Annotated in this window: 23 protein-coding genes and 1 pseudogene; 12 read left to right on the plus strand and 12 right to left on the minus strand. The window is 62.5% G+C overall.

From position 1 onward, the window contains the following. Positions 1-629: 629 nt before the first annotated feature. Both XH89_RS14085 and XH89_RS14090 read right to left on the minus strand, forming a co-directional pair. Positions 630-1,664: an aldo/keto reductase gene (locus XH89_RS14085; RefSeq protein ID WP_194467621.1), complete on the minus strand. Its 1,035-nt coding sequence runs from the start codon at positions 1,662-1,664 to the stop codon at positions 630-632. Between the two features lie 63 nt (positions 1,665-1,727). Next, positions 1,728-2,408, minus strand: coding sequence for a GntR family transcriptional regulator (locus tag XH89_RS14090; protein WP_194467622.1), 681 nt, complete (start codon positions 2,406-2,408; stop codon positions 1,728-1,730). A gap of 186 nt (positions 2,409-2,594) precedes the next feature. Here XH89_RS14090 and XH89_RS14095 point away from each other — a divergent pair, with 186 nt between their 5' ends. From XH89_RS14095 to XH89_RS14135, 9 genes are all read left to right on the plus strand, one after another. After that, on the plus strand, positions 2,595-3,815 hold the full coding sequence (locus XH89_RS14095; protein WP_194467623.1) for an FAD-dependent monooxygenase: 1,221 nt from the start codon (positions 2,595-2,597) through the stop codon (positions 3,813-3,815). Between the two features lie 92 nt (positions 3,816-3,907). Further along, on the plus strand, positions 3,908-5,257 hold the full coding sequence (locus XH89_RS14100) for an extracellular solute-binding protein (RefSeq protein ID WP_194467624.1): 1,350 nt from the start codon (positions 3,908-3,910) through the stop codon (positions 5,255-5,257). Positions 5,258-5,323: 66 nt separating this feature from the next. Further along, positions 5,324-6,262 carry a carbohydrate ABC transporter permease gene (locus tag XH89_RS14105; protein ID WP_194467625.1) on the plus strand — a complete coding sequence of 313 codons (939 nt, stop codon included), beginning with the start codon at positions 5,324-5,326 and terminating at the stop codon, positions 6,260-6,262. Next, entirely contained in the window at positions 6,262-7,134 is an 873-nt protein-coding gene (locus tag XH89_RS14110) for a carbohydrate ABC transporter permease (RefSeq protein WP_194467626.1), read from the plus strand. The genes XH89_RS14105 and XH89_RS14110 overlap by 1 nt, the downstream gene beginning before the upstream one ends. 24 nt (positions 7,135-7,158) lie before the next feature. Then, entirely contained in the window at positions 7,159-8,097 is a 939-nt protein-coding gene (locus XH89_RS14115) for an ABC transporter substrate-binding protein (protein ID WP_194467627.1), read from the plus strand. An 11-nt stretch (positions 8,098-8,108) separates the two neighbouring features. After that, a complete protein-coding gene (locus tag XH89_RS14120) occupies positions 8,109-9,209 on the plus strand; it encodes an ABC transporter ATP-binding protein (protein ID WP_194467628.1) in 1,101 nt (366 codons plus the stop codon). Positions 9,210-9,278: 69 nt separating this feature from the next. Next, positions 9,279-10,136, plus strand: a complete 858-nt coding sequence (locus tag XH89_RS14125; RefSeq protein WP_194467629.1) for an NAD(P)-dependent oxidoreductase — start codon at positions 9,279-9,281, stop codon at positions 10,134-10,136. A gap of 41 nt (positions 10,137-10,177) precedes the next feature. Then, positions 10,178-11,080: an NAD(P)-dependent oxidoreductase gene (locus tag XH89_RS14130; RefSeq protein WP_194467630.1), complete on the plus strand. Its 903-nt coding sequence runs from the start codon at positions 10,178-10,180 to the stop codon at positions 11,078-11,080. A 106-nt stretch (positions 11,081-11,186) separates the two neighbouring features. Then, positions 11,187-12,014 carry an amidohydrolase gene (locus tag XH89_RS14135; RefSeq protein ID WP_246767833.1) on the plus strand — a complete coding sequence of 276 codons (828 nt, stop codon included), beginning with the start codon at positions 11,187-11,189 and terminating at the stop codon, positions 12,012-12,014. A 91-nt stretch (positions 12,015-12,105) separates the two neighbouring features. On the opposite strand, the gene XH89_RS14140 is transcribed toward XH89_RS14135, so the two are convergent. Continuing rightward, complete coding sequence (locus XH89_RS14140; protein ID WP_194467632.1) at positions 12,106-12,510, minus strand: carboxymuconolactone decarboxylase family protein; 405 nt, start codon at positions 12,508-12,510, stop codon at positions 12,106-12,108. A gap of 101 nt (positions 12,511-12,611) precedes the next feature. On the opposite strand from XH89_RS14140, the gene XH89_RS14145 reads away from it, so the two are divergent. After that, positions 12,612-13,589, plus strand: coding sequence for a Gfo/Idh/MocA family protein (locus XH89_RS14145; RefSeq protein ID WP_194467633.1), 978 nt, complete (start codon positions 12,612-12,614; stop codon positions 13,587-13,589). 193 nt (positions 13,590-13,782) lie between these two features. On the opposite strand, the gene XH89_RS14150 is transcribed toward XH89_RS14145, so the two are convergent. Genes XH89_RS14150 through XH89_RS14175 form a run of 6 tightly spaced genes read right to left on the minus strand, consistent with a single transcriptional unit; the run spans position 13,783 to position 21,242 of the window. Continuing rightward, positions 13,783-14,997, minus strand: coding sequence for a M20 family metallopeptidase (locus XH89_RS14150; protein WP_194467634.1), 1,215 nt, complete (start codon positions 14,995-14,997; stop codon positions 13,783-13,785). Positions 14,998-15,012: 15 nt separating this feature from the next. Beyond that, on the minus strand, positions 15,013-16,587 hold the full coding sequence (locus XH89_RS14155) for an ABC transporter ATP-binding protein (protein WP_194467635.1): 1,575 nt from the start codon (positions 16,585-16,587) through the stop codon (positions 15,013-15,015). Next, entirely contained in the window at positions 16,584-17,414 is an 831-nt protein-coding gene (locus XH89_RS14160) for an ABC transporter permease (RefSeq protein WP_194467636.1), read from the minus strand. The genes XH89_RS14155 and XH89_RS14160 overlap by 4 nt, the downstream gene beginning before the upstream one ends. Next, positions 17,407-18,354, minus strand: a complete 948-nt coding sequence (locus XH89_RS14165) for an ABC transporter permease (protein WP_246767834.1) — start codon at positions 18,352-18,354, stop codon at positions 17,407-17,409. Before XH89_RS14165 ends, XH89_RS14160 begins: the two co-directional genes overlap by 8 nt. 15 nt (positions 18,355-18,369) lie before the next feature. Beyond that, a complete protein-coding gene (locus XH89_RS14170) occupies positions 18,370-19,917 on the minus strand; it encodes an ABC transporter substrate-binding protein (protein WP_194467637.1) in 1,548 nt (515 codons plus the stop codon). 17 nt (positions 19,918-19,934) lie between these two features. Further along, a complete protein-coding gene (locus XH89_RS14175; RefSeq protein ID WP_194467638.1) occupies positions 19,935-21,242 on the minus strand; it encodes a M20 family metallopeptidase in 1,308 nt (435 codons plus the stop codon). 81 nt (positions 21,243-21,323) lie between these two features. Here XH89_RS14175 and XH89_RS14180 point away from each other — a divergent pair, with 81 nt between their 5' ends. Continuing rightward, the gene (locus XH89_RS14180; RefSeq protein ID WP_194467639.1) at positions 21,324-22,082 is read left to right on the plus strand and encodes a GntR family transcriptional regulator; all 759 of its coding nucleotides are present in this window, start codon (positions 21,324-21,326) and stop codon (positions 22,080-22,082) included. A gap of 819 nt (positions 22,083-22,901) precedes the next feature. Continuing rightward, positions 22,902-23,148, plus strand: a pseudogene (locus XH89_RS14185) (helix-turn-helix domain-containing protein); the annotation flags it as partial. Positions 23,149-23,430: 282 nt separating this feature from the next. Here XH89_RS14185 and XH89_RS14190 read toward each other — a convergent pair. Genes XH89_RS14190 through XH89_RS14200 form a run of 3 tightly spaced genes read right to left on the minus strand, consistent with a single transcriptional unit; the run spans position 23,431 to position 26,206 of the window. Then, complete coding sequence (locus tag XH89_RS14190) at positions 23,431-24,405, minus strand: ABC transporter ATP-binding protein (protein WP_194467640.1); 975 nt, start codon at positions 24,403-24,405, stop codon at positions 23,431-23,433. After that, complete coding sequence (locus XH89_RS14195; RefSeq protein WP_194467641.1) at positions 24,402-25,271, minus strand: ABC transporter permease; 870 nt, start codon at positions 25,269-25,271, stop codon at positions 24,402-24,404. Before XH89_RS14195 ends, XH89_RS14190 begins: the two co-directional genes overlap by 4 nt. Further along, a complete protein-coding gene (locus tag XH89_RS14200; RefSeq protein ID WP_194467642.1) occupies positions 25,268-26,206 on the minus strand; it encodes an ABC transporter permease in 939 nt (312 codons plus the stop codon). Before XH89_RS14200 ends, XH89_RS14195 begins: the two co-directional genes overlap by 4 nt. Between the last annotated feature and the right edge of the window lie 25 nt (positions 26,207-26,231).

The raw sequence follows: 26,231 nt of genomic DNA on the forward strand, positions 1-26,231 counted from the left end.
ACTTCCGGATCAGCTAGACTGGACACCGACAAATGGCAAACCGGACTACTATCAGTGGGTTGTGGGCCAATGACCGCCGACGGTATCGGCTGACAGTGGCCAAAGCCCAAGAGGAGTCCGCTTGAGCTTAATGTACGTCCATGTTCGCCGACTGATACCGATAGTTTCTAAAAGTGCCGACCCTCAGAGCCTCGGGAATTTTCCTGTGAACTCAAGACCAAACACTTGGGGCGGGTATACCGTCTGCATTTGGTCGACGTATTTGAACATTTGTTCTTGCAAATCAACGACGAAACGTCGTTCGAAATGATTGAGTGGGAGCATTGCGGCTTGCTGGCAGCGCGTAGTTTGGCGCGGTTTGGTCGAGCTGTTCTCGCTTCCTTCGCGTCCCGTAGTAGCGCGCTTGGCTTATCCCAGCAGAGGTCGGAGATCCATTGCGCCTTCACTAACGGAGTATCACAGCGTGCTACACCGTACAGAAGGGGCGGTCGTTTAAAGCTTGGCTAGCCAAACCGACAGGCTTTGGCGCAAAACGGATCACTCATTACGGCCTCAATCGTCGCGCGAGCGCCGTTCTCCGGACGGACTTGTCCAAGCGCTTGGATCGAACCTCGAACACCGGCACGACCTTAGCGAAGGGTAGCCGGAAGGCGATCGCCGTGCTGTCGCGCCAGCATCCACTGGGGATATTCCGGCCTCAATGCGCTGACCTTATCGAGAGCAGCCAGCTCATCAGCCGAGAGCTGAATATCGGCAGCGGCAAGATTGTCGTCGAGCTGCTCGGTCGATTTGGCGCCGATGATGACGCTGGATACGCTCTTCTGATGCAGCAGCCACGCCAGCGCGATGCGCGCCACCGAGACTCCGCGGGATGCTGCGATCGGCTTGATCGCATCGATGACGTCGTAAGCGTGCTCCTTGTCAACCGGCGGAAAATCGAACGACAGGCGGCGGGCATCGTTTGAGGCGGCCGCGCCTTCGCGCGTGAATTTTCCGGAGAGGAAGCCCCCGGCCAGCGGCGACCAAATCATCAGGCCGAGCTGCTGGTCCGTTGCCATCGGGATGATCTCCCGCTCGAGGTCTCGGCCGGCGATGGTGTAGTAGCTCTGGATCGATTCGAAGCGGGCATAGTTGTGCTGATTGCAGATCCCCAGCGCCTTCATGATCTGCCAGGCCGCCATGTTCGATGCACCGATGTAGCGGACCAGGCCGCGCGCGACCAGATTGTCGAGCGCGCGCATGGTCTCCTCGATTGGCGTCACGAGGTCGGCACCATGCACCTGGTAGAGATCGATATAGTCGAGCCCGAGCCGCTTTAGGCTGGCTTCGACGCCCTGCATGATATGGCCGCGCGACAGGCCGACCTGATTGGGGCCGGGCCCGGTGCGGCCGCGCACCTTGGTCGCGATGATAACGTCCTCGCGGTTCACCTTGAGGTCGCGCAAGGCCTGGCCGAGGATGCGCTCGGAGTGCCCTTCGGCGTAGACGTCCGCGGTATCGATGAAGTTAACGCCGGCGGTGAGCGCGCGTTCGACCAGCAAGTTGGCACTCTGCTGATCGACCTCGCCCCACACTTTCCACCAACCCTGGCCGCCGAACGTCGCCGTTCCCAGACAGAGCTCGGACACGTAGAGACCAGTTCGGCCGAAAGGACGATGCTTCATGGTTTGCTCCCCGTATCACTGCCGCTTGGCGCGGCTATGGATTGTCGTTCGTCGCGGACACACTCACCATTTGTGACGAAGCAGTTCGTCGACCATGCGCGCAGTGCGTTCGAAATGCTCCTGCAGCAAGTCCGTGGCGGTCTCCGCATCACGCCGTATCGCCGCTTCGAAGATGTTCCGGTGCTCGGTGCGGATGTCCCGAGGGATGTCGTCGACGCCCACGGAGAGGCGACGATAGCGGTTCGCGCGCGCCGACAACTGGCTGCAGAAGCCGAGCAGCACCTTGGACTGGCAGGCCGCGATCAACGCCTCATGAAATGCGGTATGACGCTTTTCCCATTGCTCATCCGCCGCGGTCGGCAGGTCCGCCCGCTCGCGATCCATGCGGTTCAACAGATGGTGCGCGCTGATGAGCTGCGCCTCCCAATTATCGTCGCCATGCTGGATCGAGAGCCGAAGGGCTTCGCCTTCGAGCCGCTGGCGGTTGCGCAGGATGTCCCAGAGATCTTCAGACGAGACCGGCGCCACCCTATAGCCGCGATGGCCTTCGAGTTCGGTAAAGCCTTCCGCCGTCAACCGGGTCAAAGCTTCCCGAACCGGCGTGACGCTCGTGTCGGTCAGCTCCTGCAATTCGCTGAAACGCAGCTTCTGGCCTGGTTGAAGCTTGCCGCTGTGCATGGCGTCGCGGATCCGAGAGTAGGCCTCGTCGGCAAGTGTGCGCGTGACTTCCCCGATCGCAATCATTTCGCAATCTTTGCCGACTTTTGTCTGGAAGGCAATAGTTTCGAAAATCCTTGACGAGGTATCTTGTGCCCGATTAGGCTTTGTCAGTCCGAGGGGAATGTGCATGTCAGATGCGCACGACATCGCCAATGAATGGCGGGGATTTGCGGATCTTGAGACCGTCTCGCGTGCGAGCGACGTGACGGCATGACAAGCTTGGGCCGCCAGCGCAGGGTGATCATTGCGGGCGGCTCGGTCGCCGGACTCTTTCTCGGAAACCTGCTCGTCAGATCCGGCTGGCACGTCGACATCTTCGAACGCGCCTCGGACGCCCTCGTCGAGCGGGGCGCGGGCGTCGCAGGTCATGCCGAGCTCGAGGCCGTCCTCGGGGCGCCTGCGAATCTCGACAGAATTGAGATCGAGCAGCGCGTCGCCTATGACCGCTTAGGTCGCGTTGTCGCGCGGCATGTACATCGGCAATATGTGACGTCCTGGAACGTGGTTTTTGCCCGCCTGCGCGACGCATTCCCTGAGCCTTGCTACCATTCTGGTGTCGAGGTTGTCGACGTCGCGCAGGGCGAGAACGATGCCACCGCGTCGCTGTCCGACGGCCGCCAGCTCTCGGCGGATCTTGTCGTGGGCGCTGACGGTGTCAGGTCGGGGGTGCGGGCGAGGTTGGCTCCGGACGTGCTGCCGCGCTATGCGCAATATGTCGCCTGGCGTGGTGTGCTCGATGACGTCGGCACGCTCGAGCCCGGACTTGAAGACCTTTTCAGTTTCTGCTTTGCGCAAGGCGGCCAGTTCATCGGTTACCCCTTGCCCGGGGCCGCCGGGCATCCGCGCTACAATTTTCTCTGGTACTATCGCGTGCCGGAAGGACCAGGGCTCGACGACCTGCTCACCGATGCTCACGGGCGGCGGCACGAGTACAACATCCCGCCGCCGTCGATCCGGCCGACCCATATCGACGCGTTTCGGCGCGCGGCGCGGGAGCACCTGCCGCAGCAATTTTCGGACGTGGTCATGTGCGCCGACCGCTTCATGTTGCAGCCGATTTACGACGTGCAATCCAGCAGCATCGCCTTTGGCTGCGTTGCTCTGATCGGCGATGCCGCCTTCGTGGTGCGTCCGCATGTCCGCATCGGCGTTCTCAAGGCAGCGCAGGACGCACTCTCTCTGGCGCGATGCCTTCGGCGGTCTGAGCGGGTCTCGCACGCGCTGCAGTGTTACGACAATGAGCGGTTTCAGACCGGCCTCGAGGCCGTCGAATTTGGACGTCGCCTCGGCGCGTTCATCGAGCGCGGCCTGGACACCCCGACGAGCGATCCCGCGCTGGGGCTGACCTACGATTTCATCTTGCGCGAGAGCGCGCGCCTGCCACGTGGAACGATTTCAGCAACCAGTACGGCTCCGAGCCTTGTTCATTGAGGAGAGACGGACAGCGGAACGACAGGCCAACGGACTTCGGGTGAAAAAGGAATCGGCAAAAGCCGATCCGGACACAAAGGGAGGAAAAGGGCATGGCGAAGTTTCAGTCAAAGAATCTGACGCGCAGAACGGTCGTCGGGGGAATTGGCGCCGCCGGACTGGGCGCGACCTACGCGGCACTGGCGCCGCGGGCGTATGCGCAGGAGAAGAAGCCGGTCAAGATCAGCTTCTGGACCTTCGACAATCCGCAGCAGCGTCCATGGGTGAACAAGCGGGTCAAGCTATTCACCGAGCAGAATCCGCATGTGAAGGTGGATTTTCAATGGTTCGCCTTTGCCGACCTCGGCAAGAAGCTCAGCGTCGGATTTGCAACCGGCACAGCGCCCGATGGCTTCGTCAGCCAGGACTGGTTCATGCCCGTCTGGCTCGACAAGAACCTGCTCGCGCCGCTCGATCTGGGTAAGCTCGGCTACAGCAGCTATCAGTCGTTCGCGAACGACTTTGCCCCGGCCTTCATCGAAGGCGCCACCGTCGGCGGCAAGGTTTACGGCTACCCGATGTGGTTCTACGGCTACTGCAATTACCTCAACACCAAGCAATTTAAGGAGGTCGGGCTCGATCCGGACAAGGACAGGCCCCAGACCTGGGACCAACTCGGCGAGGTCGCCAGGAAGCTCACCGTGAAGGACGGCGACAAATTCGTGCGGCAAGGCTTCAAGTTCGCCATGCATGCCGCGCAATGGACCATGATCCAGTTCAACCCGATCCTGATCGGCGCCGGCGGGGCCTGGTTCGATCAATCCGGCAAGTGCGTCGTCAACAACGAGGCCGGCGTTCGGGCAATGACCATCCGTGCCTCGATCGCTCAGAAATACGGCGCGGAAGATCCGGCCGATTCGATTGCGACCAATCCGATACCCGGCATGGACTTCCTCAAGGAGCGGGCCTCGATGTTCTTTTGCCACCCGCTGCCGATCGAGCTTGTCAAGGCGCAGAACCCGACGATGGCCGAGGGCAATTACTTCCGCCCCGTGCAGTATCCCGGAAGCACGCCGGGCAAGGGCATCTCGACAACCTACGGCTTCAATCTGGTGGTCAACGCCGGGGCACCGCCGGAGAAGCAGGAGGTCCTGCATGATCTCTACAAGTTCATGATGAGCGATCTGGTCGATGCCTGGAAGGATGCGGCTCCCTTCACCTTCGCAAAGAAGGGCGGATGGGAGGACAATCCGGAGGTGCAGAAGTTCCCCTACGTCAACGAGATCATCAAGGCGCGAAGCGATGGCGTCGCGCTGCCGCGGACCCTTGTGTTCAATGAGTTGGCCGATTCGATGCACCGGGGCGTTCAGAAGATCATGCTGAGCAAGGCCGACATCAAATCAACGCTCGATGAAGTTGCGGCCGAAGTCGATCGCGCCACCGCCGCCTACAAGAAAGCCTGATCGGAGGCGAGAGGCCGGCGCGCGCCGCGCCGGCCCTTGCAGTGAGTGCACCCTGTCGGGATTGAAATGGCAGAACTGGCAACGACCAACCAACGAGACGAGCTGACGTCGGAAAGCCGTGCCTGGCACCTGCATCATCGTCGCAAGATCACCCTGTGGGGGATCGGCTTCGTGATGCCGACTATCATCTTCTTCTTGGTGTTCAAATATGGACCGATGCTGTGGGCGATCGAGCTCAGCTTTCATTCCTACGACATGGTCTCCGCGCCCCGCTTCGTCGGTCTTGACAATTATCGCAACCTGATCGCCGACCCGATCTTCCGTTCGACCCTGTTCAACACGCTGATCTACATCGCGAGCTCGACGACGCTGCTCACGGTGATCGGGCTGATGCTGGCGCTCGCCATCAACACCGGCATTCCGGGGGCGCGCCATTGCATGACCGCGATGTTCCTGTCGAACCTGATGCCCATCATCGCGGTCTGCCTGGTCTGGCGGTTTCTCCTCCACCCCTACGGCGTCGTCAATCAGCTGCTCCAATATGTCGGCTTCGGGCGCATCGATTGGTTGACCAGCGTGTGGACCGCCATGCCGTCGATTATCATGGTCACGGTGTGGCGCTTCGCGCCGTATTTTATGGTAGTATTCCTCGCGGCGCTGCTCGCGCTTCCCGATGACTATTACGAAGCGGCCGAGATCGATGGGGCGGGCCCGATCCGGCGCTTCTTCCACATCACGCTGCCGCTCCTGATGCCAACCATCTTCTTCGTCGTCGTGGTCTCGGCGCTGCTGTGCGCGCGGATCTTCCTCTATCCATATCTCATCACGGGCGGCGGGCCTGGCAATGCCACACGCGTTCTGTCGATGCTGATCTACGAGACCGGATTCTCCTATCTCAAGATGGGGCAGGCGGCCGCCATCTCGGTGGTGCTGTTTGCCATCATGCTCGTCTTCACGTCCTTGCAGATCAGGCTGTTCACGCGCAGCGAGAGGATCTATTTTTGATGACGGCCATCAACGAGTCCGACTGGACGCCTCCATCGCCTGGCTTGCGCAGGTCCCTGAGAGTCCTGCGTCGCTCGATTGGACTCGTGCTGTTGATGGCGTTGACGGCTGTTTTCGTCCTGCCCATCGCCTGGATGCTGCTGATGTCGTTCCAGGCGGGCGAGAAGATGTTTCAGCTGCGCACCGAGTGGATTCCGACTGTCTGGCATTTCGAGAACTATCCGAATGCGTTGAGCCGGGCGCCGTTCGCACAATATTTTCTCAACAGCGGCATCGTCTCGGTCGTCGTGATGATCACCAACGTGGTGTTCTGCACGCTCGCCGGTTACGGCTTGGCAAAATTTCGTTTTCCCGGTTCGTCGCTGCTGCTGCTGTTGATCCTCAGCACCATGATGTTGCCGCTAGAGGTAACTCTGGTGCCGACGTTCCTCGTCGTGCACAAGTTCGACTGGATCAACACCTACCAGGGAATCGTGGCGCCGCTCTTGATCGATGCGTTCGGCATCTTCCTGATGCGGCAGTCGATGATCTCGATCCCCAAGGACTTCATCGAGGCGGCCCGCATCGATGGTGCGGGCGAGCTCCGGATCCTGCTCCAGATCATCCTGCCGCAATGCCTTCCGGCCCTGTCGGTGCTGGCGATCTTCTCGTTCCGTGACAGCTGGGACCAGTTCCTCTGGCCGCTGACGGTGGTCTCCATGGATGAGCTGCGAACCTTCCCGCTCGGGTTGGTCCAGTTCGGCGAAGACTACGGCAATCCGCCGACCGAGCAGATGGTGATCGCCGTCCTGGCGACGATCCCGGTGTTTTTGTTGTTCGCGATCCTGCAGCGATCGGTGAACAAGGGATTTGGATTGAGCGGCTTGAAGTAAGGTTTGGGAAGGCGAGGCAAGTCAATGGACAAGATCAAGATCGCTATGGCCCACCGCGGCGCGGGCGTCGCCCCGGTCTTTGCGGCGCTCGAGGGCGGTTATTTCCGTGAGAACGGTCTCGAGCCGGAGCTCGTGTTCTATCACGGTCATTCGAATTCCCTGAAGGCGCTGATCGCGGGAGAGGCGGACTTCACCAACGCCGTCGGGGCCGAGCTCCTGCTCGCGAACCACCGCCATGGCGGTGATGCCGTGGTGTTGGCGTCCGCCATCGCGTGCAGTGCCCAGCAGGTGGCGGCTCGTCCGGGCATCACCTGCCGCGAGGACCTCAAGGGGAAGAGGTGGGGCGTCACCTTCCGCAACGATGCCGACGAATGCGCGATCATCATGGCGTTTGATCGCTGGGGCTGGACCGTCGGCAAGGACATCGAGATCGTCGTCGTGGGGAACGAAGGCAAGCGCCTCGATCTGCTGCTCGATCCGTCCAAGGTCGACGTGGCCATCATGCACGCGCCGGAGACGTATCAGGCGCCGAAATACGGCTACCACATCGTCGAGGATTTCGGCCGGCTCGGCGTCGCCTTTCAGAACAGCTGCGCCGCGAGCACGCGAAAGTTCATGCTGGCCAACCTCGATGTGGCCCTGCGCTATGTCAAAGCCTTCTGCCAGGCCGTGCATCGATTCCGGAGCGATGCCGAATTCGGCATTCACGTGCTGCGTAAATACAGTGGAGAGGAGGACATCGCGATCCTGCGGCCGACTTGGGTGCTGTTCGCCCGCTATATGAGCGACATGATGTTCCCGAACCTGGAGGGGATGCGGAATGCCTCGGCGATCCTGCACCGGGTCGGCGCCTTGCCGGCGCCAGTCGCACCGGAGCTCGCGGTCGATCAGGGGCCGGTGATCGCCCTGGAGAAGGACGGGTTCTTCGACGCGCTGATGGGCGCTTCCGCGGTGAAGCCGTAAGGACGATCCCGATGGCCGATGTACTTCTGCGCAACGTGGTGAAGCGATACGGCTCCTACCAAGCCGTGCACGGGATCAGTCTGGAGATTCCCGATTCCAAGTTCGTCGCCTTGGTCGGGCCCTCCGGCTGCGGCAAGACCACGACGCTGCGGATGATCGCCGGGCTCGAAGACGTCAGCGCCGGTGAGATCAGGATCGGCGGCAGGGTGGTGAACGACGTGGCACCGAAGAATCGTGATATCGCGATGGTCTTCCAGAGCTATGCGCTCTATCCGCACATGACCGTGTTCCAGAACATGTCGTTCGGCCTCAAGATGCGCGGCATGTCGAAAGCGGAGATCAAAAGAAGCGTCGAGGACGCGGCGCGCATCCTCGACATCCATGATCTCCTCGGCCGCCGTCCCAAGGAGCTCTCGGGTGGTCAGAAGCAGCGGGCCGCGATGGGTCGAGCGATCGTCCGCAACCCAAAGGTGTTCCTGTTCGATGAGCCGCTGTCCAATCTCGATGCCAAGCTCCGGGTGCAGATGCGGACCGAGATCAAGCGTGTTCATCAACAGGTCAAGACCACGACGATCTACGTCACTCACGACCAGATCGAGGCCATGACGCTTGCGGACTACGTGGTGGTGATGAACCGCGGGCGTATCGAACAGGTCGGATCGCCGCACGAGCTCTATCACGCGCCGAAGACGCGCTTCGTGGCGGGTTTCATGGGATCGCCGGCGATGAACTTCATCCCGTGCTCGATCGAGCAGAACGCAACGGCCTTGTCGATCCGCCTTGGAGACGGAACGGCGTTTCCCGTCCCCGAGAATCGCTCGCAGCGCTATCGGTCGTCGGTAGGAAAACCAGTGATCTTCGGTCTGCGTCCCGAACACATTACCGAGGTGCGGAGCTCCGACCGGGGAACCTATTCGGAGTTCGACGCGATCCTGGACGTGGTCGAGCCCATGGGGACGGAGGCCATGGTGTTCTTCAGGCTTGGCGAGGTCGTCGTCACCGGACGCGTTGATACCGGCGCGTCGGTGCCGGAGGCAGGCGCGAAAGTCCGGCTCGCGGCCAACATGACTCACATGCACCTGATCGATCCCGATACGGATCAGGTGCTATAGGTCGGCGCCTACGAACGAGACAATATGCGGGAGAACGTCATGAAGGTTGGTGTTGCCGGCTTGGGCCGCATGGGCGCTGCGATCGCGAAGCGGTTGCTCGAGGTCGGGCATGAAGTCCATGTCTGGAACAGAAGCCCGGACAAGGCCGAGCCGCTCGGCAAGGCGGGCGTCACTGTCGCAAAGACGCCGAGCGGTTTGGTTGCGGGCGTTGATACCGTCATCACCATCCTGACCGACGCGGCCGCCATAGCGGCGGTCTACGACGGGGCAGAGGGCCTGCTCGCAGGCGATGCGAAAGGCAAGCTCTTCATCGAGATGAGCACAGTGCAACCGGTAACCGAGATAGCCCTCGCGGAAAAAATCCGGGCCAAGGGCGCAACCATGCTCGAGTGTCCCGTCGGCGGAACGGTCGGTCCGGCCCTGACCGGCAAATTGTTGGGCGTGGCGGGTGGCAGCAAGGAGGATTTCGAGCGCGCCAAGCCGCTCCTTGAGCAGATGTGCCGTCGGGTCGATCTGGTCGGGCCGATCGGGGCGGGGGCCAGCATGAAGCTCGCCATCAATCTTCCGCTCGGGATATTCTGGCTCGCCTTCGGCGAAGCCTATGCGCTGTGCCGTCATTTGAACCTCGATCCGGCATGGCTCGTAGAGCTGTTTGCGGATACATCGGGGGGAACGAATGTGTTGAAGGCGCGCGGTTCGGCGGTCGCCCTTGCCCTGCAATCTAAGCCCTCGGGATCCGCGACATTCGATTGCGACAACATCCGCAAGGATTTCCGCACCATGGTCGCTGAAGCGAAGGAGCTGGGATTCGGCTTGCCGATGGCCGAACAGGCGCTGGCCGTTTTCGATCAAGCCGCCAAGGCGGGATGGGGCGGCAAGGACTGCACAGAGATCCCGGCGTTCTGGTCCACCAGCCACAAGGCCTGAGCTTGCATGTCTATGGAGGAGGCCATCCATGAGAGATCTCAGTGATAACCAAATCTGACAGGACCGTCGGCCTGATCGGGCTCGGGATCATGGGCTACGCGATGAGCAAGAACCTGCTCGCCGCGGGCTTCACGGTTGTCGGCTACGACATTTCTCCACGTGCAATCGAGTCCTTTCGCGCCAACGGCGGGACCGCCGCAGGATCAGTTGCCGAAGTTGGGAAAGCTGCCGGCGTGCTGATCACGTCGCTGCCGTCCGCCAAGGCGTTGTTCGACGTCGTCGCCGAGTTGCGCACGCTCGATCGGCGGGAACGCGTTCTTGCCGAGACCAGCACCTTCACCCTCGAGGACAAGTCGAAAGCCCACCTGCTGCTGGGTGAGAAGGGCATCACAATGCTGGATTGCCCGTTGTCAGGTTCCGGAAGTCAGGCGCTCGAACGTGACGTCCTCGTCTACGGCAGTGGCGAGCGAAGCGCCTACGATCGGTGCCTGCCGGTGTTCGAAGGGTTTTCGCGCGCGCCCCACTATCTCGGGCCGTTCGGCAACGGCTCAAAGATGAAATACGTCGCCAATCTGATGGTCGCTGTGCACACTGCAGTCGCCGGCGAGGCCTTCGCGTTGGCGCGCAAGGCCGGGCTCGATCCCGCGCAGACCTATGCGGTGGTCAGCGACGGTGCCGCCGGCTCGCGCGCGCTGGCGGTGCGCGGGCAGATGCTGATCGAAGACAACTATGAGACGATAAGGACCATGCCGCTCGAGCTCTGGCGCAAGGACATGAAGGTAATCGCCGATTTCGCCGGTTCGCTCGCCTGTCCGACGCCGATGTTTTCGGCGGCAGTCCCGCTGTTCAATGCGGCGGTGGCGTCGGGTTATGGCGCGCAGGACACCGCGGCCGTCGCGGCGGTTATCGAGGCGATGGCGGGCCTGCCGACCCCGAAGAAGTAACAACAGGCGGGGTGCAGCCCAGCGCAGCAGGCGAGGTTCGATCTTGAAGGCAATACCGACAATCGACGGCCATCACCACATCTGGCGCCTGAATGATCTGACCTGGTTGTCAGGCCCCGAGGTGCCGCGCATTTTCGGGTCCTACGGACCGATACGGCGCGACTACCCGATTGACGAATTCCTGGCCGACACGGCTGGCTGCAATGTCGTCAAATCGGTCTACGTGCAGACCAACTGGCCGCCAGGCAAGAGCTACGATGAGGCGCGATGGGTCCAGTCGGTCATTGACCAGCATGGCTGGCCCCATGCAAATGTCGCGCACGCCGATCTGGCCGATCCCGAGTGTGAAGTGCTGATCGAGCGGCTGGCGGCGTTGCCGGCAACGCGCGGCATCCGCCAGCAGCTTCATTGGCATCAGAATCTGCAGTACCGGTTTGCATCGCGGCCCGATGTGATGAACGACGGAGTTTGGCGCCGGGGCCTGTCGCTTCTATCGAAGTACAATCTGCTCTTCGAACTGCAGGTCTTTGCCGACCAGATGCAGGACGGTGCAGCGCTGGCGCGTGCGTTTCCCGAGACAATCTTTGTCCTTGAGCATGCCGGGATGCCGGAAGATCTCTCGGAGGATGGATGGAAGAAATGGCGCGCGGGGATGTCGGCGCTTGCTGAGCAGCCGAACGTGAACGTCAAGCTGTCCGGATTGGGGACGTTCGTACGTGGGTGCCGCGCCGATTTGATGACTTCGATCATTCGCGAGACGGTTGCCATTTTCGGGGCAGACCGCTGTCTCTATGGCAGCAATTTCCCGATCGAGAAGCTCTGGACCGACTATGCGACGCTCTATGGGACATTTCGCGAGGCCATCGACGGTCTCGACCCCCGGCAGCAACGTGCGATCCTGCACGACACCGCCGCCCGCCTTTACCGGATCTGAGAGATTGGCTGCAGGGAAAATACCTATGCTACTGAGAGTGTTATCCCGGCGTAACGAGGGCGACAGGGTAGGGCGTCCCGATCGGGCAGCCCTACACTTTCGGTGTCGGCCCCCCGGGCGCAGCGTCCGCGAACACTTCCGCCGCGATCCGGGTCGTTTCTATCGCGGCGGGGATGCCGCAATACATGGCCACCAGCAGAAGGACGTCCTGCACCTGCTCGGCCGTACAGCCGTTCGCACGCGCACCTTGTGCATGCACGAGGAATTCGGCCGTCTTGCCGGCGGCAGCCGTGATGGCGAGCATCACCAGGCTGCGCATCGGGTCAGACAAACCCTTGCGTTCCCAAATGTCGCCGTAGACGTACGCGTTGATGACGGTTTGCAGCGGTGCTCCGAAGTCTCCCGACGTGGCCATCCGAGACTCGACTTGGGTTGCTCCGAGCATTCGCTTGCGGCGTTCGAGGCCGCGCTCATAGAGATCGCTGACGTCAACCATTTGAGCTCCGGTATTAGGGATCTCATCAGCTATACGCGGAAAATGATCACGCCTCAATCTCGGCTGGGCGCTCGGTGGATCAATCCATTGCGGCGCCCGTCATGATCAAATGTGCGATCGTCGGTCTCGGACGCTGGGGGCGAAGCCTGGTCGAGGCTGCGGGGCGCGGCCGCCGGCTGAAGATCACACATGCCGTCGAGCCCGATGCTAAACGCGCGCGAGACTTCTGCGCGATGCATGGCGTAATGCTCGCCGGGAGCTTCGAGGCGGTGCTCGCGGATTCCGGAATCGAGGCGGTGCTTCTGGCAACCCCACATTCCCAGCATCTTGCGCAGACGATTGCAGCGGCCGAGGCCGGGAAACAGGTTTTCTGCGAGAAGCCACTCGCGCTTCGCCGGGAGGATGCCGCAGCGATGTTCGGGGCCTGTCATTCTGCGGGCGTGGTGCTGGCCGTGGGCCACAACCGCCGCTTCTGGCCGTCCCTCCAGGCTCTGAAGGCTGTTGTTGCCAGTGGGGAACTCGGCATGATCCTTCACATCGAAGGTCACAACAGCAACGAGAACTCGCAAATGATCACCACGGGATGGCGGCTCTCTCCAGCGGAGTCCCCGGGCGGCGGCCTCACCGGCGCGGGCTTGCATGTGCTCGATGCGTTCGTCAGCCTGGTCGGACCGGTGCGGCGGATCTACGCCCGTCTCAGCTCCCGAGCGGCCGGCCCACCCCCGCTCGACAGTGCGATTCTTGCCATTGATTTCACCAGTGGCATCACGGGTACGCTTGCGACCGTTCGCGCCACACCGTTCTATTGGCGCGTTCACGTGTTCGGCACCCACGGCTCTGCGGAGGTGCTGGACGACGTCACATTGGTGAGACGTCGCTCGGGCACCAGCCCCGAGACGATCACATGTCCAGCCTCGGATGTGCTGACAGACGAGCTCGTCGCCTTCGCCGACGCAGTCGAGGGCAGGCGACCCTATCCCGTGCCACACGACGATGTCCTGGCGACGCTCGCTGCATTTGAAGCGGCATTGCAATCTATGCGCACGGGACAAGCAGTGGTTATCGATGCGCAACTGTGAATAAGCGCCGAAGTTTGACCCCCGTCGGCTTACAAAATTGACCCCACGCTCGATGTATTCTTCGGCGCTTGTCCAAGGGCTTCGCCATTGCTCGCCGTGGTCAAGCTTCGGCGCCGACAAGGGGTCAAGCAGTGTTAGCGACCAACGTCGGGGATTCAGCGCGCAATGAAGATATTTGTGCTTTCAAGCGCCATCAACCGCAGATCTCCAGGATGGCGAGCATGTAGATGCGAATCATATCGAGGTAGTCGGCGATATCGACCCGCTCGTCGGGCATCGTGTTGTAGCGTCCGCCGGGGCCGCAGACGATGCCCTCCATCTTGCCGAAATAGTGCAGGTGGCCAGCATCGGTGCCGTAGAAGCAGCTCGGCGCAACGGCTCCCGTCGGCTGGTCTTCGCCACGCACGGAGCGATAAGCGCGGTTGATCGCCGCGACGATCGGGCTCGTGCGGGCTACCTCGAACGGCGGCATGGTCGGCACGCCGGCGCGGTCTTCCGACATGACCGCGGCCTTGAGACCGGGAAAGCGTGCCTCAAGCGCGTCGAGCTCGCGGCGCATGTCGGCGAGCGCGCCGGCCTCGGTCTGGCCCGATGCGTAGCGGCCCGAGCCCTTGATCCGCACGAAATCCGCGACCTGTGGTGCGCGCCATTCGTGCAGCTCGCGGCCGAGCGCGCCGTGGATGACGCCGACATGGACGCGGTTGATTCCCTCATGCTCGGGCGAGAGGGCACCGGAGAATTTCATCGCATTGAGGCGCGGAATGAGATCGCACGCTGCCGTGATCGCGTCGACCGCCTCTTCGCGCTTGGACAGGTGGCGGGTATTGCCGGTCAGCTCGATGATGAACATGAACGCCGCGGCGTGCATGGTCATCGCCTTCAGGTCGGTCGGCTCCGAATTGATGAAATAGTCGGCGCGAAGGCCCTGCTCGACCAGCGAGTAGGTGCCGACCCCGCCCTGCAGTTCGCCAACCACGTAGGTGAGGATGACGTCGCCCTTAAGTTTGACGCCGGCGTCCTTCAGCGTCTTCACCGCGCAGAAATAGGCGGCGTCGCCGGCCTTCATGTTGGAAACGCCGATGCCGTAGATGAAGGCGTCGTCGACCTTGCCGGCCCAGGGATCGACGGTCCACCCCTCCGTCACCGGATTGGTGTCGAGATGGCCGTTGAACATCAGGTTCTTGCCTCCGCCGCTTCCTTTCCAGCGGCCGACGGCATTGACGCGGCCTTCATTGCCGAAGGGCGAGAGCTCGGTCTCGAGGCCGATCTCGCGCATGCGGCCTGCCATGTAGGCCGCAAGCTGCTTCTCGCCGTCCGATTTAGAGTAGCTCTTGTGCTGCACCATGCGTGACAGCAGGTCGAGCGCGGCGGACACATCGATCCGGGCGAGAAGTGCGTCTTGATCCATTGGGTAAATCCTTCGTCAACCGACCGGTACGGGGGAAGCGGCCATCAGTTCGCGGGTGTAGGGATGAACGTGGTCTGCGTCGAAATCCTCGACCGGCAACAGGTCGACCATTTCGCCTTGGCGCATCACGCCGATGCGGTGAGCGATTTGCCGGATGAGGTTGAGATCGTGGGTGATGAACAGAAAGGCGGTTCCGGTCACCGCACGCAGCGCCAGCAGCAACTCGATGATCCGCGCCTGCACGGAGACATCCAACGGCGCAGTGATTTCGTCGCAGATCACGAGCTTCGGCCGTGCGGCAAAGGCCCGCGCGATGGCGACACGCTGCTTCTCGCCGCCCGAAAGCTGGTGGGGCCAGCGTCCGGCGTAGGATGCCGGCAGGCGGACCTGCTCGAGCAGGCGGGAGATCTCGGCGGCGTTGCCGCCATAGAGCTTCAGGGAACGGGAGAGGATTTCGCCGACCTTGTGGCGCGGATTGAGCGAGGCATCCGGATGCTGGAAGATGATCTGCACATCGCGGCGATAGGTCGCGTCCATATCACGCGCGCTAGTTATCATCCGCTTGTCGAAGCAGACTTTGCCCGAGAAGCGGGCAAGGCCGGTGAGCGCCCGCGCCATCGACGATTTGCCGGATCCGGACTCGCCGACGAGGCCGAGGATTTCTCCGGCCCGCACCTCCAATCCGACGCTCTTCGTCGCCGGTGGCGGCGCATGGCCGAAAAGGCCGGCGCGGCCGTAATGGACTTCGATGCCCGAGGCCGAGAGAAGAACTTCGTCGCTGGATTTGTCGTGAACGAGGCGTCGCTCCGACCTCGGCACGGCTTGCACGAGGATTTGCGTCTCGGCGTGACGTGGCGCGCGAAAAATCTCGGCGGCCGGGGCCTGCTCCACCAGATGGCCGCGTTTGAGGACCGCGACCCGGTCGGCGACCCGCGTCACCAGCGCAAGATCGTGGGAAATATAGAGCGCGGCAACGCCCGTCTCCTCGCGCAGCCGGGCAAACAGCTCGAGGATGCGCGCGCCGGTGATGACGTCGAGCGCCGTGGTCGGCTCGTCGAACAGGATGACGTCGGGCCGGCAGCCGAACGCCGTGGCGATGATGACGCGCTGCTTTTCGCCGCCGGAAATCTCGTGCGGATAGCGCCGCATGATCGCGGCGGGATCGCGCAGCTCGACATGACCGAGCAGTTCGATGGCCAGCGCATCGGCCTGGCGTTGCGTGAGGCCGCGATGCTGGATCAGGGTCTCCGTGACCTGCCGGCCGATGGTGAGCGTCGGGTTGAGCGCGGTCGATGGATCCTGGAACACCATGCCGAGCCGGCGTCCGCGGATTTTGGTCAGTTCGCGATGGCTGAGGCGCTGGAGGTCGATGTCACCGAGGTGCAGCGAGCCCCTGACCTCGCGAGCATTGTCCGGCAGGTGGCGCATCAGCGCCCAGGCGAGCGAGCTCTTGCCTGAGCCAGATTCTCCGACGAGTCCGAGCACCTCGCCCGGCCTCACCTCCAATGAAACGTCTTGCAGCACGCGCACCGGCCCGGCGGCGGTCATGTAGTCGAGCGCATAATTCTTGATCGTAAGCGCTGGGGTCACCGCTCATCCTTCGGATTGAGGGCGTCGCGAAGGCCGTCGCCGAGGAGGTTGAAGGCAATGGCGGTGAGCGCGATCGCGACCGACGGCGCGATCAATCCCCACGGCGCCTGATACATGTATTGCCGGGCGTCTGCCACCATGAGCCCCCATTCGGATGCAGGTGGCTGCGCGCCGACGCCGAGGAAGCTGAGCGTTGCGAACAGCATGACGGCAAAGGACACGCGAATGGTGGATTCGATCACGATCGGCGCCATCACATTGGGTAGCATCTCGCGGAAGATGATCCACGCCGCACCCTCGCCACGCGCGATGGCCGCCTTGACGTAATCCTGGTTGCGCACGTTGAGCGCGACCGAGCGCGTCACGCGCGCCATGCCGGGTGCAAAGGCCAGCGCGATGGCGACGACAGCGTTTCCGGCGCCGTTGCCGAGCGTCGAGACCAGCAACAGAGCCATCAGGAGACCCGGGATCGCCATCACGGCGTCGTTGGTACGCATGATGGCCTCGTCGGTTCGACCGCCGAGATAGGCCGAGCCGATACCGATGATCGCGCCGGCTGCGCTGCCGGCCAGAGTTGCGATGAGAGCCATCGGAACGGTTGAACGCGCACCGACCATCAGGCGGCTCAGGATGTCGCGGCCAAATTGATCCGCGCCGAGCCAGTTATGCCAGCCTGGCGCGCGAAACCGCCCAATGAAATCGATCTTCTCCGGCGCATACGGTGCCAGCGCCGGTCCGAACAGGCAGGCGAGGGCAATAAGGGCCAGGAGAGCGACGCCGACAAAACCCTGCGGCCTCCGGATCAGGCGGATGAACAGCTCAGTCATAGCGGATCCGCCGGTCGAGAAGGGCGTACGCCATGTCAGCAAGCGTGTTGGTGACGGCATAGGTGGTTGCCATGATCAACGCGCCGGCCTGGATCGACGGCAGGTCGCGCGTGGTGATGGCGACCATCAGCGCACGTCCGATGCCGGGAATGGCGAAAATCTCCTCGATCACGATGATGCCGCCGAGCAGATAGCCGACGTCCAGCGCGATGATTGTGACCACCGGCAGCAATGCGTTACGCAGGGCATGGCGAAACAGCACGGTGCGTTCCGGCAGGCCCTTTAGCCGCGCGGCGCGGATGTAGTCCGACTTCAGCACGTCGAGCGTCTCGGAGCGCATCATGCGCATGACGTGGGCAATGAGGATCACCGAAATGGTCAGGACCGGCAGCGCCAGATGATGGAGGCCGTCGCCCAAATTTTCCAGCAGTGAAACGTAGCCGGTTGCCGGCAGCCAATGCAGCGTGTCGGCCAGCAGGAGTGCGAGCAGCGTCGCGGTGACGAATTCGGGCAGCGAGACACCGAGATAGGCGATCAGGCTCACGCCAGTGTCGGTAGGCCTGCCTTGCCGCAGCGCCGACACCACGCCGAGCGGCACGGCGACGGCGAGCGTAACGAGGATGGACGACACCGCGAGCAGCAGCGAACGCGACAACGCCGCCAGCATGTCCGGGCCGACCGGCTGGCTCGTCCGCATCGAGATGCCGAAATCGCCGCTGAAGACGTGGCCGGCCCAACGCAGATATTGCTGCCAGGCGGGATCGCCGAGCCCAAGCTTTGCCCTGAGCGCGGCCAGCATTTCGGGCGTCGCGTTCTCACCGAGCAGCGACTGGGCCGCGTCGGCCGGCAGGACCTGCGTAATGACGAACACCAGCATCGAGACGACGATGACGGTGTAGACCATCAGCATCAGCCGGCGCGCGAACCAGGTGAACGACACCCGATGTCTCCGACGTCAGGCGCGCTTCGGCGCGCCGGCGCCTAGCGAGACCATGTCGAGGCGGAACACCGAGCCGCGCGGATGCAGCGTGTAGCCTTCGACATAGGACCGCTGTGCAGCAAGAAGATCGAAGAATGCCGAGATCACCGAAGGGACCTCGGTGTTCATCATCTCCTGCGCCTTGCCATAGAGCGTGGCGCGTTTCGCTTCGTCGGTCTCGACCCGGGCCGCATTGATGACGCTGTCGAACTCGCTGTTGTTCCAGTGGGTTTCGTTCCAGGTCGCGTTGGACGTGTAGAGCAGGTTGAAGATCGCATCCGCCGTCGGCTGCATGTTGTAGAAGCCGACGTAGAAATTGCCCTTCTTCCAGACCTGGTCGAGATAGGTCGCGTGCGGCATCGTCTGCACGTTGATGCGGAAGCCGGCCGCGGCCGCCATCTCGCGAATCGCGACGCCGAGCTGGGTGCGGGTGGCTGGCCTGTCGGAAGCGATCAGCGTCAGATCGATGCCGTTGGGATAGCCTGCGTCGGTGAGAAGCTGCTTCGCCTTGGCGATGTCGGGCTTCTTCATCGGGATATTCTTGTAGAAGTGGTAGGCCGGGTTCAGCGGCGTGTCGTTGCCCGGCGTGCCGTAGCCCCCGGCGACGAAGCCGACGGTTGCCTCGCGATCGACTGCCAGTGCCAGCGCCTGGCGGACCCTGATATCGTTGAAGGGCTTCTGATCGCATCCGAGGTTGATATTGAGGAATTGGCCGGACGGCGTGCGCAGCGCCTTGACGCCGCTCGCCTTCACAAGTCGCTCATACTCGCCTGGCGTCGTCGTCAGGAGCAGGTCGATCTCGCCGGAGATCATCGCGGAGGCTTCGGCGGTGCGGTCCGGATAGACGAGCAATTCCACGCGGTCGAGGTATGGCCGCGTCGGGTCGTAATAGGCGGCGTTGCGTTCGACGACGATCTTTCGGTCGGGCTCATAAGAGACGAGCTTGAACGGCCCGGTGCCGTTCGCCGTGGTCGAGAGGCTGGCGAGATCGGACGCGATGACCTTCGCCGGAACGATGCGCGCGTTGAGATAGGTGAGAGCCACCGGCAGGTCGGCGTAGGCGCCGGTGAGCGTGAACTTGACCGTCAAGGGATCGATCGCTGCGACCTCCTTGATCGGACCGACATTGGTTCGGCCGGGGGATGCGGTCTTCGGATCGAGGATTGCGTTGATGGTGGCGACTACATCTTCCGAAGTCAGCGGCGAGCCGTCGTGGAACGTCACACCAGGGCGCAACTTGAAGGTCCATTCCGTGCGCGTCTCGTTCGGGTCCCAGGAGAGCGCGAGGTCCGGCTCGACGGTCATGTCCGGCTTCAACCGGGTCAGGTTGGAGTAGAGCAGCTCGGTGACGAGATACTCCGGATTGACGCGTGCCAGCATCGGATGAATGACTGAGGCCGCCTGATCCAGCGACATCCGCAGCACGCCGCCGCGCTTGGGTGTATCGGCGATGGCGATCCGGGGAAGCGTGACGAGGCTTATGGCAGTCCCGGCAAGGAAGACGCGGCGGGTGACGGTCAGCATAGGGGTAGGCTCCTGAGTTAGCGAATGGCGGTTGCTTCAGGCGAAAGGTCGGGCCGGAATTCGGCGGACAGATAGGCAAGGACTGACTTCGCGAGCGCGACGATGTCGGTGAGCGTGGTGAATTCGCCGGGCGCGTGGATACGGCTGTCCGAGCGGCCGAGGCCAGTCAAAAGGATCTCCTGCATGCCGGTGGCTTGCACCCAGCCAAAATCGGAGCAGCTCGTGGCGCCCCATTTGGCGAATTCGTCGGGCGCGTAACCGAACCCGGCCGACAGCGCTTCCTGCCAGCGCGGCCAATGAGGGCCCGTCGGATCCGACGTCGGCGTCAAATGACCGGTAAGAGCGATCTCGATTTCGGCCTCCGGCACGGCCTTGCGGATCGTATTCTCGATTTCGCCGCGCGCTGCCACGAAATCCTCCTCCGGAGCGTAACGGCGGGAGACGAGGATCTCGAATTGCGAGGGAATCTGCCCGCCGCATTGGCCGCCATGCGCGGCGGAGATGTCGAGCTGTGCGGCGAGCGGGCCCCTTGCGCCTGGCGCGGCGGGCAGGGCAGAGATGCGCTTTGCAATCTCCGGTTTGAGCGCGGCGAGCGCATTGAGGATCGGCAATGCGGCCTCGATGGCATTGGCGCCGGTTCCGGCAAGCGCGGCCTCGCTCGCATGCACTGTGCGACCATGAACCCTCACCAGCAGCGTGAACAGACCGAAGCACCCGGCCCAGATCCGCGGCGCTGCAACGCCATTGAAATTGAGGATGTGACCTTCGAGCAAGCCCTGCTCGGCGAGATAGCGTATGCCGGGATAGAGCCCGCCTTCCTCATCGGTGCAAAACAGCAGCATCGGATCATAGCCGAGCGGCAGGCCAATCCTGTCGGCCGCGCGCAGCGCCAGCAGCACAGCGGCGATGGTACCCTTCATGTCGGCGGCGCCAAGGCCGATCAGACGATGGCTATCGCGCGTCAGTCGCAGTGGATCGGTTGCCCAGCCCGGCGAGGCCGGCACAGTATCGACGTGGAAATACAAGCCAAGCGCCGGTTTGCCGGAGCGGCGGCGTGCAATGAGATTGGTGCGCGTGCCGTGCGCCGGGCCGCCGGCGACGCGCCACAAGTGCTCCGGCACGTCGACGCGCCGGCGTTCCATGCCGAGCGTTGCGAGTACGCCGTCCATGAGCTCGACAAACGCATCGTATCCCGCGCCGGGGGGAAAGCTCGTATCCACCGCAATCATCCGCGCGAGATCGTCGACCGCACTTTCAGCGCTGCGTTCGATCTCGGCGAAGCTGTCGGCCAGCGTCGGCCCGGGCTTTGATGGAGACAAAATCATTTGCTTTTGGCGATTTCTATATTCTATATAGAAATAAACGATGGGCGCCGATTGCTGTCAATTCCAAAGAATGAGGCACATGTGACCGGCAAACAGGCAAAGGCAGCGACCCTCCCCTCGAGCCTGCCGGTTCCGCTGTACGAGCACGTCAAGCGGCAGATCGCCGAGGCGATCCTCGTCGGCGAGCTTTCCCCTGGTACTGTCTTGCCGGGCGAGGTTGCACTTGCGGCGCGATATGGAGTTGCGGTCGGTACCATTCGCCGCGCCTTGGCCGACCTGACGGCTGATGGCATGCTGGCGCGGCGGCGCAAGACCGGAACGGTCGTAACCGGACGCGCACCGCAGCACAGTCTTCGCTTCTTCTTTCAGTATTTCCGGCTGCATGGCGAGGACGGCACCTTGCAGCATTCCGCGCCCGAGGTTCTGTCGGTGCAGATTGGACCTGCCGACGTTGAAGAGGCTGCGCTCTTCGCCGAGCCCGTTGGTGAGCCGCTGATCCGTCTACATCGCATCCGGCGCATCCGCAGAGCACCCGTGATGCATTCGCGGATCCGCCTGGTCGCACGCCGCGTCCCCGATTTCCCTGACGTGCCGGCCCGAGTGCCCGCGCTTCTCTATCTCCATCTGCTCGACGTCTACGGCATTCGAATTGCGGCGGTACGTGAAAAGCTGCTTGCAGAGCTCGCCGACAAGGACGACCGTCGCCTGCTCGCGCTCCCTTCCCCCAACGCCGTCCTCGTGATCCGGGAGGAAGCCTACGACCAGACGGGCGTGTTGACGCTGCTCAGCGAGCACCGCGCCACGACCAAACGACATCACTATGTCAACGAGATCAGCTGAGAGAGGGTGTTTCTTACAGCCAAGAGGCCACGATGAGGATCGCGATCAGACCGTAACCGGCTGCCCACTATCCTTCAGGCCAGGGCCTGAAATAGCAATTTGAGATGGTTGCGAGGCGGCGCTTTGAACCTGCAATCGCAGCTGAGCGGCTTCAGGGGACTCGGTCCATCCAGCCCCGCGATCGCGGGTCCGAATATTGCGATAGCTTTCGAATTTTGGCGACAGCTTCGCCCGACCGATAGCCCGAGGTCTTTCAACTCTCGCATGTATGAGCGTAAAGCTCCGCTCGCTGTAAACAAGCTTCGAACTTTGACCCCCTCGGCTTCCAACATTGAACCCGCACGAGATGAGCGTTCCGGTGATGATTCAAGCAATTGGGCGGTGTTGAGCGGGATCAACCCTCGGCACCGTTCACGGGTCAAACTGTAGCCGAATAACGCTTAATGGCGCGCCCAACACGAGTTCGAACGTGTGACGTTTGCCTTCGGAGGGTAGGCGTTTCGTTTGGCGTTTAACTCTGACTGCGGCCCGTAATCCGAGGCGGGTGGAATCTGACCAGAGGCCCCGTGTCTACCGGAAATGCGCGCCTTCGAGTTTCCGCGATGGAAGTCGCCTTGACCCGACGGGTAGCCGCAGGGCTTCAATATTCCTTCGCACGAGCGTAGAGCTGCGCTGGTGCTCGTTCTCACGAACTCTATGCGCAACTCTGGATGAGATATCGTAGGTTCGGCTGGTGTGGTGAGCAGCCCGAGACATAGGTGACAGAACGTACCGGAGACATGGATTACACTTTCCGCTTTTTTTCTGCGGGAGGTGTCGATGCCGTGGAGAGCTCGTTCGGTCATGGAAGAACGCCTTCGCTTTGTCGCCCGGCTTCAGGATGGAGAGGCCATGTCCGAGGTCTGTCGCCAGTTCGGCATATCGCGCAAGACCGGCTACAAGATCTTCGTTCGGTACAAGGAGCATGGTCTCGAGGCGCTGTGTGATCGCTCCCGGCGGCCGGTCCTACCCCAATCAGCTGCCTAGCCAGATCGAGACCCTGATCGTTCACTTCAAGGCCGCGCGCCTGTTGCAACCGGAAGCGCCGGTTCCGGGGTAGACCGCCTGAATGCGCTTGAATCGGTACTGGCCGAAGACTTGGATTGCTTCCTCAGCGTAGGAGAGGTGCACCGCAATGACCGGTCGCCGTTGATCCCGCTGTGGCTCGCCGTTCCGGTGGATGACGGTCCAAGCCGGCGACGGCCTTCGTGAGCGGTCGGTGACAGGCCACGATTTGCGCCCCGCCGACGCGAGTCCATGCGATGTCGCCGCGTAGGAGATGATCGCGTACTGCAGCCGATGCGACCAATCAGTTCTCAGGATGATGACAGGCGACACCCGCAGCACCATTAGTCCGCCATTCCGGATACGCAGTGCGGCACAGGTCGGACGCGCGCGGACAACGAGGGTGGAAGTGACATCCTGCTGGCGGATTGGCGGCTGACGGAATTTCGCCAACGATGCGTGGCATCTGGCCTCTTATCTTCGGATCGGGGATCGGCGAAGCATCGCGCAGCACGCGCGTATAGGGATGGCGTGGTGCGCCGAACACGCGGGCCACCGGACCGCTCTCGACGATGCGTCCGAGATACATGACCGCGACACGCGAGCAGAACCACCTGATAACACCGAGATCGTGACTGACGAACACGAAGGTCAGGCCGCGCCGAGCCTGCAGGTCCTTTAACAACAGGAGCACCTGGGCCTGAACGGAGACGTCCAGTGCGGAGACCGGCTCGTCGGCAACGATCAGTTCGGGTTCGACAGACAGAGCACGCGCGATCCCGACCCGCTGCCTCTGGCCGCCCGAAAATTCGTGCGGGTAGCGGTCGTAGGCGGACGGCGGCAGGCCTACCTCCTCCAGCAATGCGATTGCCCGTTCGCGCGCGGCTCGACCGCGGGCGAGGCCGTGCACGCCCAGCGGCTCTGTCAAGCTCTGGCCGATCGTACGCCGCGGATTGAGTGACGAATATGGATCCTGGAAGACGATCTGCATGCGTCGGCGCAGCCGCTGTAGCGTCGATCCATGGGCGGTGGTCACATCGATGTCTGAGAAACGAACACGGCCGGCATCCGGCGGAATCAGACGCAGCACGGTGCGCGCCGCCGTAGACTTGCCGCAGCCGGACTCGCCGACGAGGCCGAACGCCTCGCCGCGTGCCACCACGAAGCTGACGCCATCGACGGCGCGGACCGTCGTAGTGACCGGGCGGGGGAAACCCTTGGTGACCGTGAAATGCTTGGCGAGGTCGTGGACCTCGAGCAGGGCCTGGGACGAGGTCATTGGGCGTTCGCCTTCGGATCGGTCACATCATAAAGGCCGTCGCCGACGAGGTTCAGCCCCAGGACCAGTGCAAGAATTGCCAGGCCTGGCCATATGCACAGCCATGCCGAATCAAGAATGTTCTCGAATCCATCCCGCATCATGCCACCCCAGGTCGGCGTCGGCGGCTTGACGCCGAGCCCGATGAAGGAGAGCGAGGCTTCGGTGCGGACTGCGGTGGCCATCCAGAGCGTGCCCATGACCATGAGATCGTTGACGATGTTGGGCAGCACATGCACGAGCAGAATGCGCACATGCGAGAAGCCGAGCGCGCGTCCGGCCTCGATAAAGGCGCGCTCCTTGAGCACCAGAACGGGTGCTCGCGCAATGCGCGCAAACGGAGCTATCGCGGTCAGCGCAATCGCAATGACGAGATTGGTGACGCTCGAGCCGAGCAGGGCCACCATGATCATGCCGAGAATCAGGCTTGGAAACGACAGCAGGACGTCCATGACCTGCATGGTGAAGAGATCGAACCGGCCGCCAATGTAGCCGCTGACCATACCGATCGCCCCGCCGATGATGACGGCGGCTGCAATGGAAAGAAACGACACCAGCAGAGACACTCGCGCCCCCCAAAGCAGCCGCGACAGCACGTCACGGCCGAATTGGTCGGTGCCGAGCAGATATTCGGAACCGGGTCCCGCTAGGCGATCCAGAATGTTCTGTTCGAGGGGATCGCGTGGAGCAAGCCACGGAGCCAGCAACGCGCCGGCCACGACGATCGTGCAGAGGACAATGCCCGCGACTGTCGTGGGATCGGTCAAGAGCCGTCCGGCCATCGTACGCCAGGACGAGCGTGGTGCGGAAAGGACCACATCCGTCATTGCTTGACCCTTGGATCGATGAAGCCATAGCTGATGTCGGTGACGAGGTTCACGACGACGATCAGGAAACAGTAGATCACCATCATGCCTTGCAACATGGTGTAGTCGCGCTGGGTTAGCGCGCTGACGATCACCTTGCCGAGGCCGGGCCGGTTGAAGACGATTTCGGTGAGCACGGAATTCCCGATGAGGATGCCGACATAGAGGCCGACGACGGTGACCACCGGAATCAAGGCATTGGAGAACCCGTGGCGCCAGATGATGGCGCGCCGTGGTACGCCCTTGGCACGCGCGGTGCGGATGTAGTCCTCCCCAAGGACCTGCAGCATCGAGCTGCGCGTCACGCGTACGACATAGGCTGCCATCACGATGCCGAGGGTCATCGCGGGCAGGACGAGCTTATGCAGGCCGTCGATCCAGTCGCCGGCGCGTGGATTGCCGATCACAGGAAAGAGGTGCAGTTGCAACGCGAACACGATAAGCAGGAAAATTCCCGAAACGAAGACCGGGAAAGACAGCCCGAGCAGTGAAAACAGGCGCGTCAGCACGTCGATCGCGCCGTTGCGGTGTAGCGCTGCCCCGATGCCGGCGGGAATGCCGATCAAGCAGCCAATCGCCATGGCCGCCAGCGTCAACACGATGGTGTGCGGCAATGCTTCGGCAATTTCGGTCCAGACCGGACGGTGCGTGACCATGCTGGTGCCGAGATCGCCGAGCAAGGCATGGCCGAGGAAGTCGAAATATTGCGCGCCGATCCAGCGATCGAGGCCGAGTTCGGCGCGCAATGCTGCGAGGGCGTCCGGAGTCGCCCGATCGCCGAGGATTGCGATCGCGGGATCGCCTGGGACCACGCGCACCAGCAGAAAGACGAGTGTCAATACCGCGAGCAGCGTTGGTATAGAGGCCAGCAGCCTGCGGATGATGAAGCCAATCACCGGGCGATCCTGTGGCTGATCCTGC

It is taken from the genome of Bradyrhizobium sp. CCBAU 53340, assembly GCF_015291645.1.
Lineage (GTDB): Bacteria > Pseudomonadota > Alphaproteobacteria > Rhizobiales > Xanthobacteraceae > Bradyrhizobium.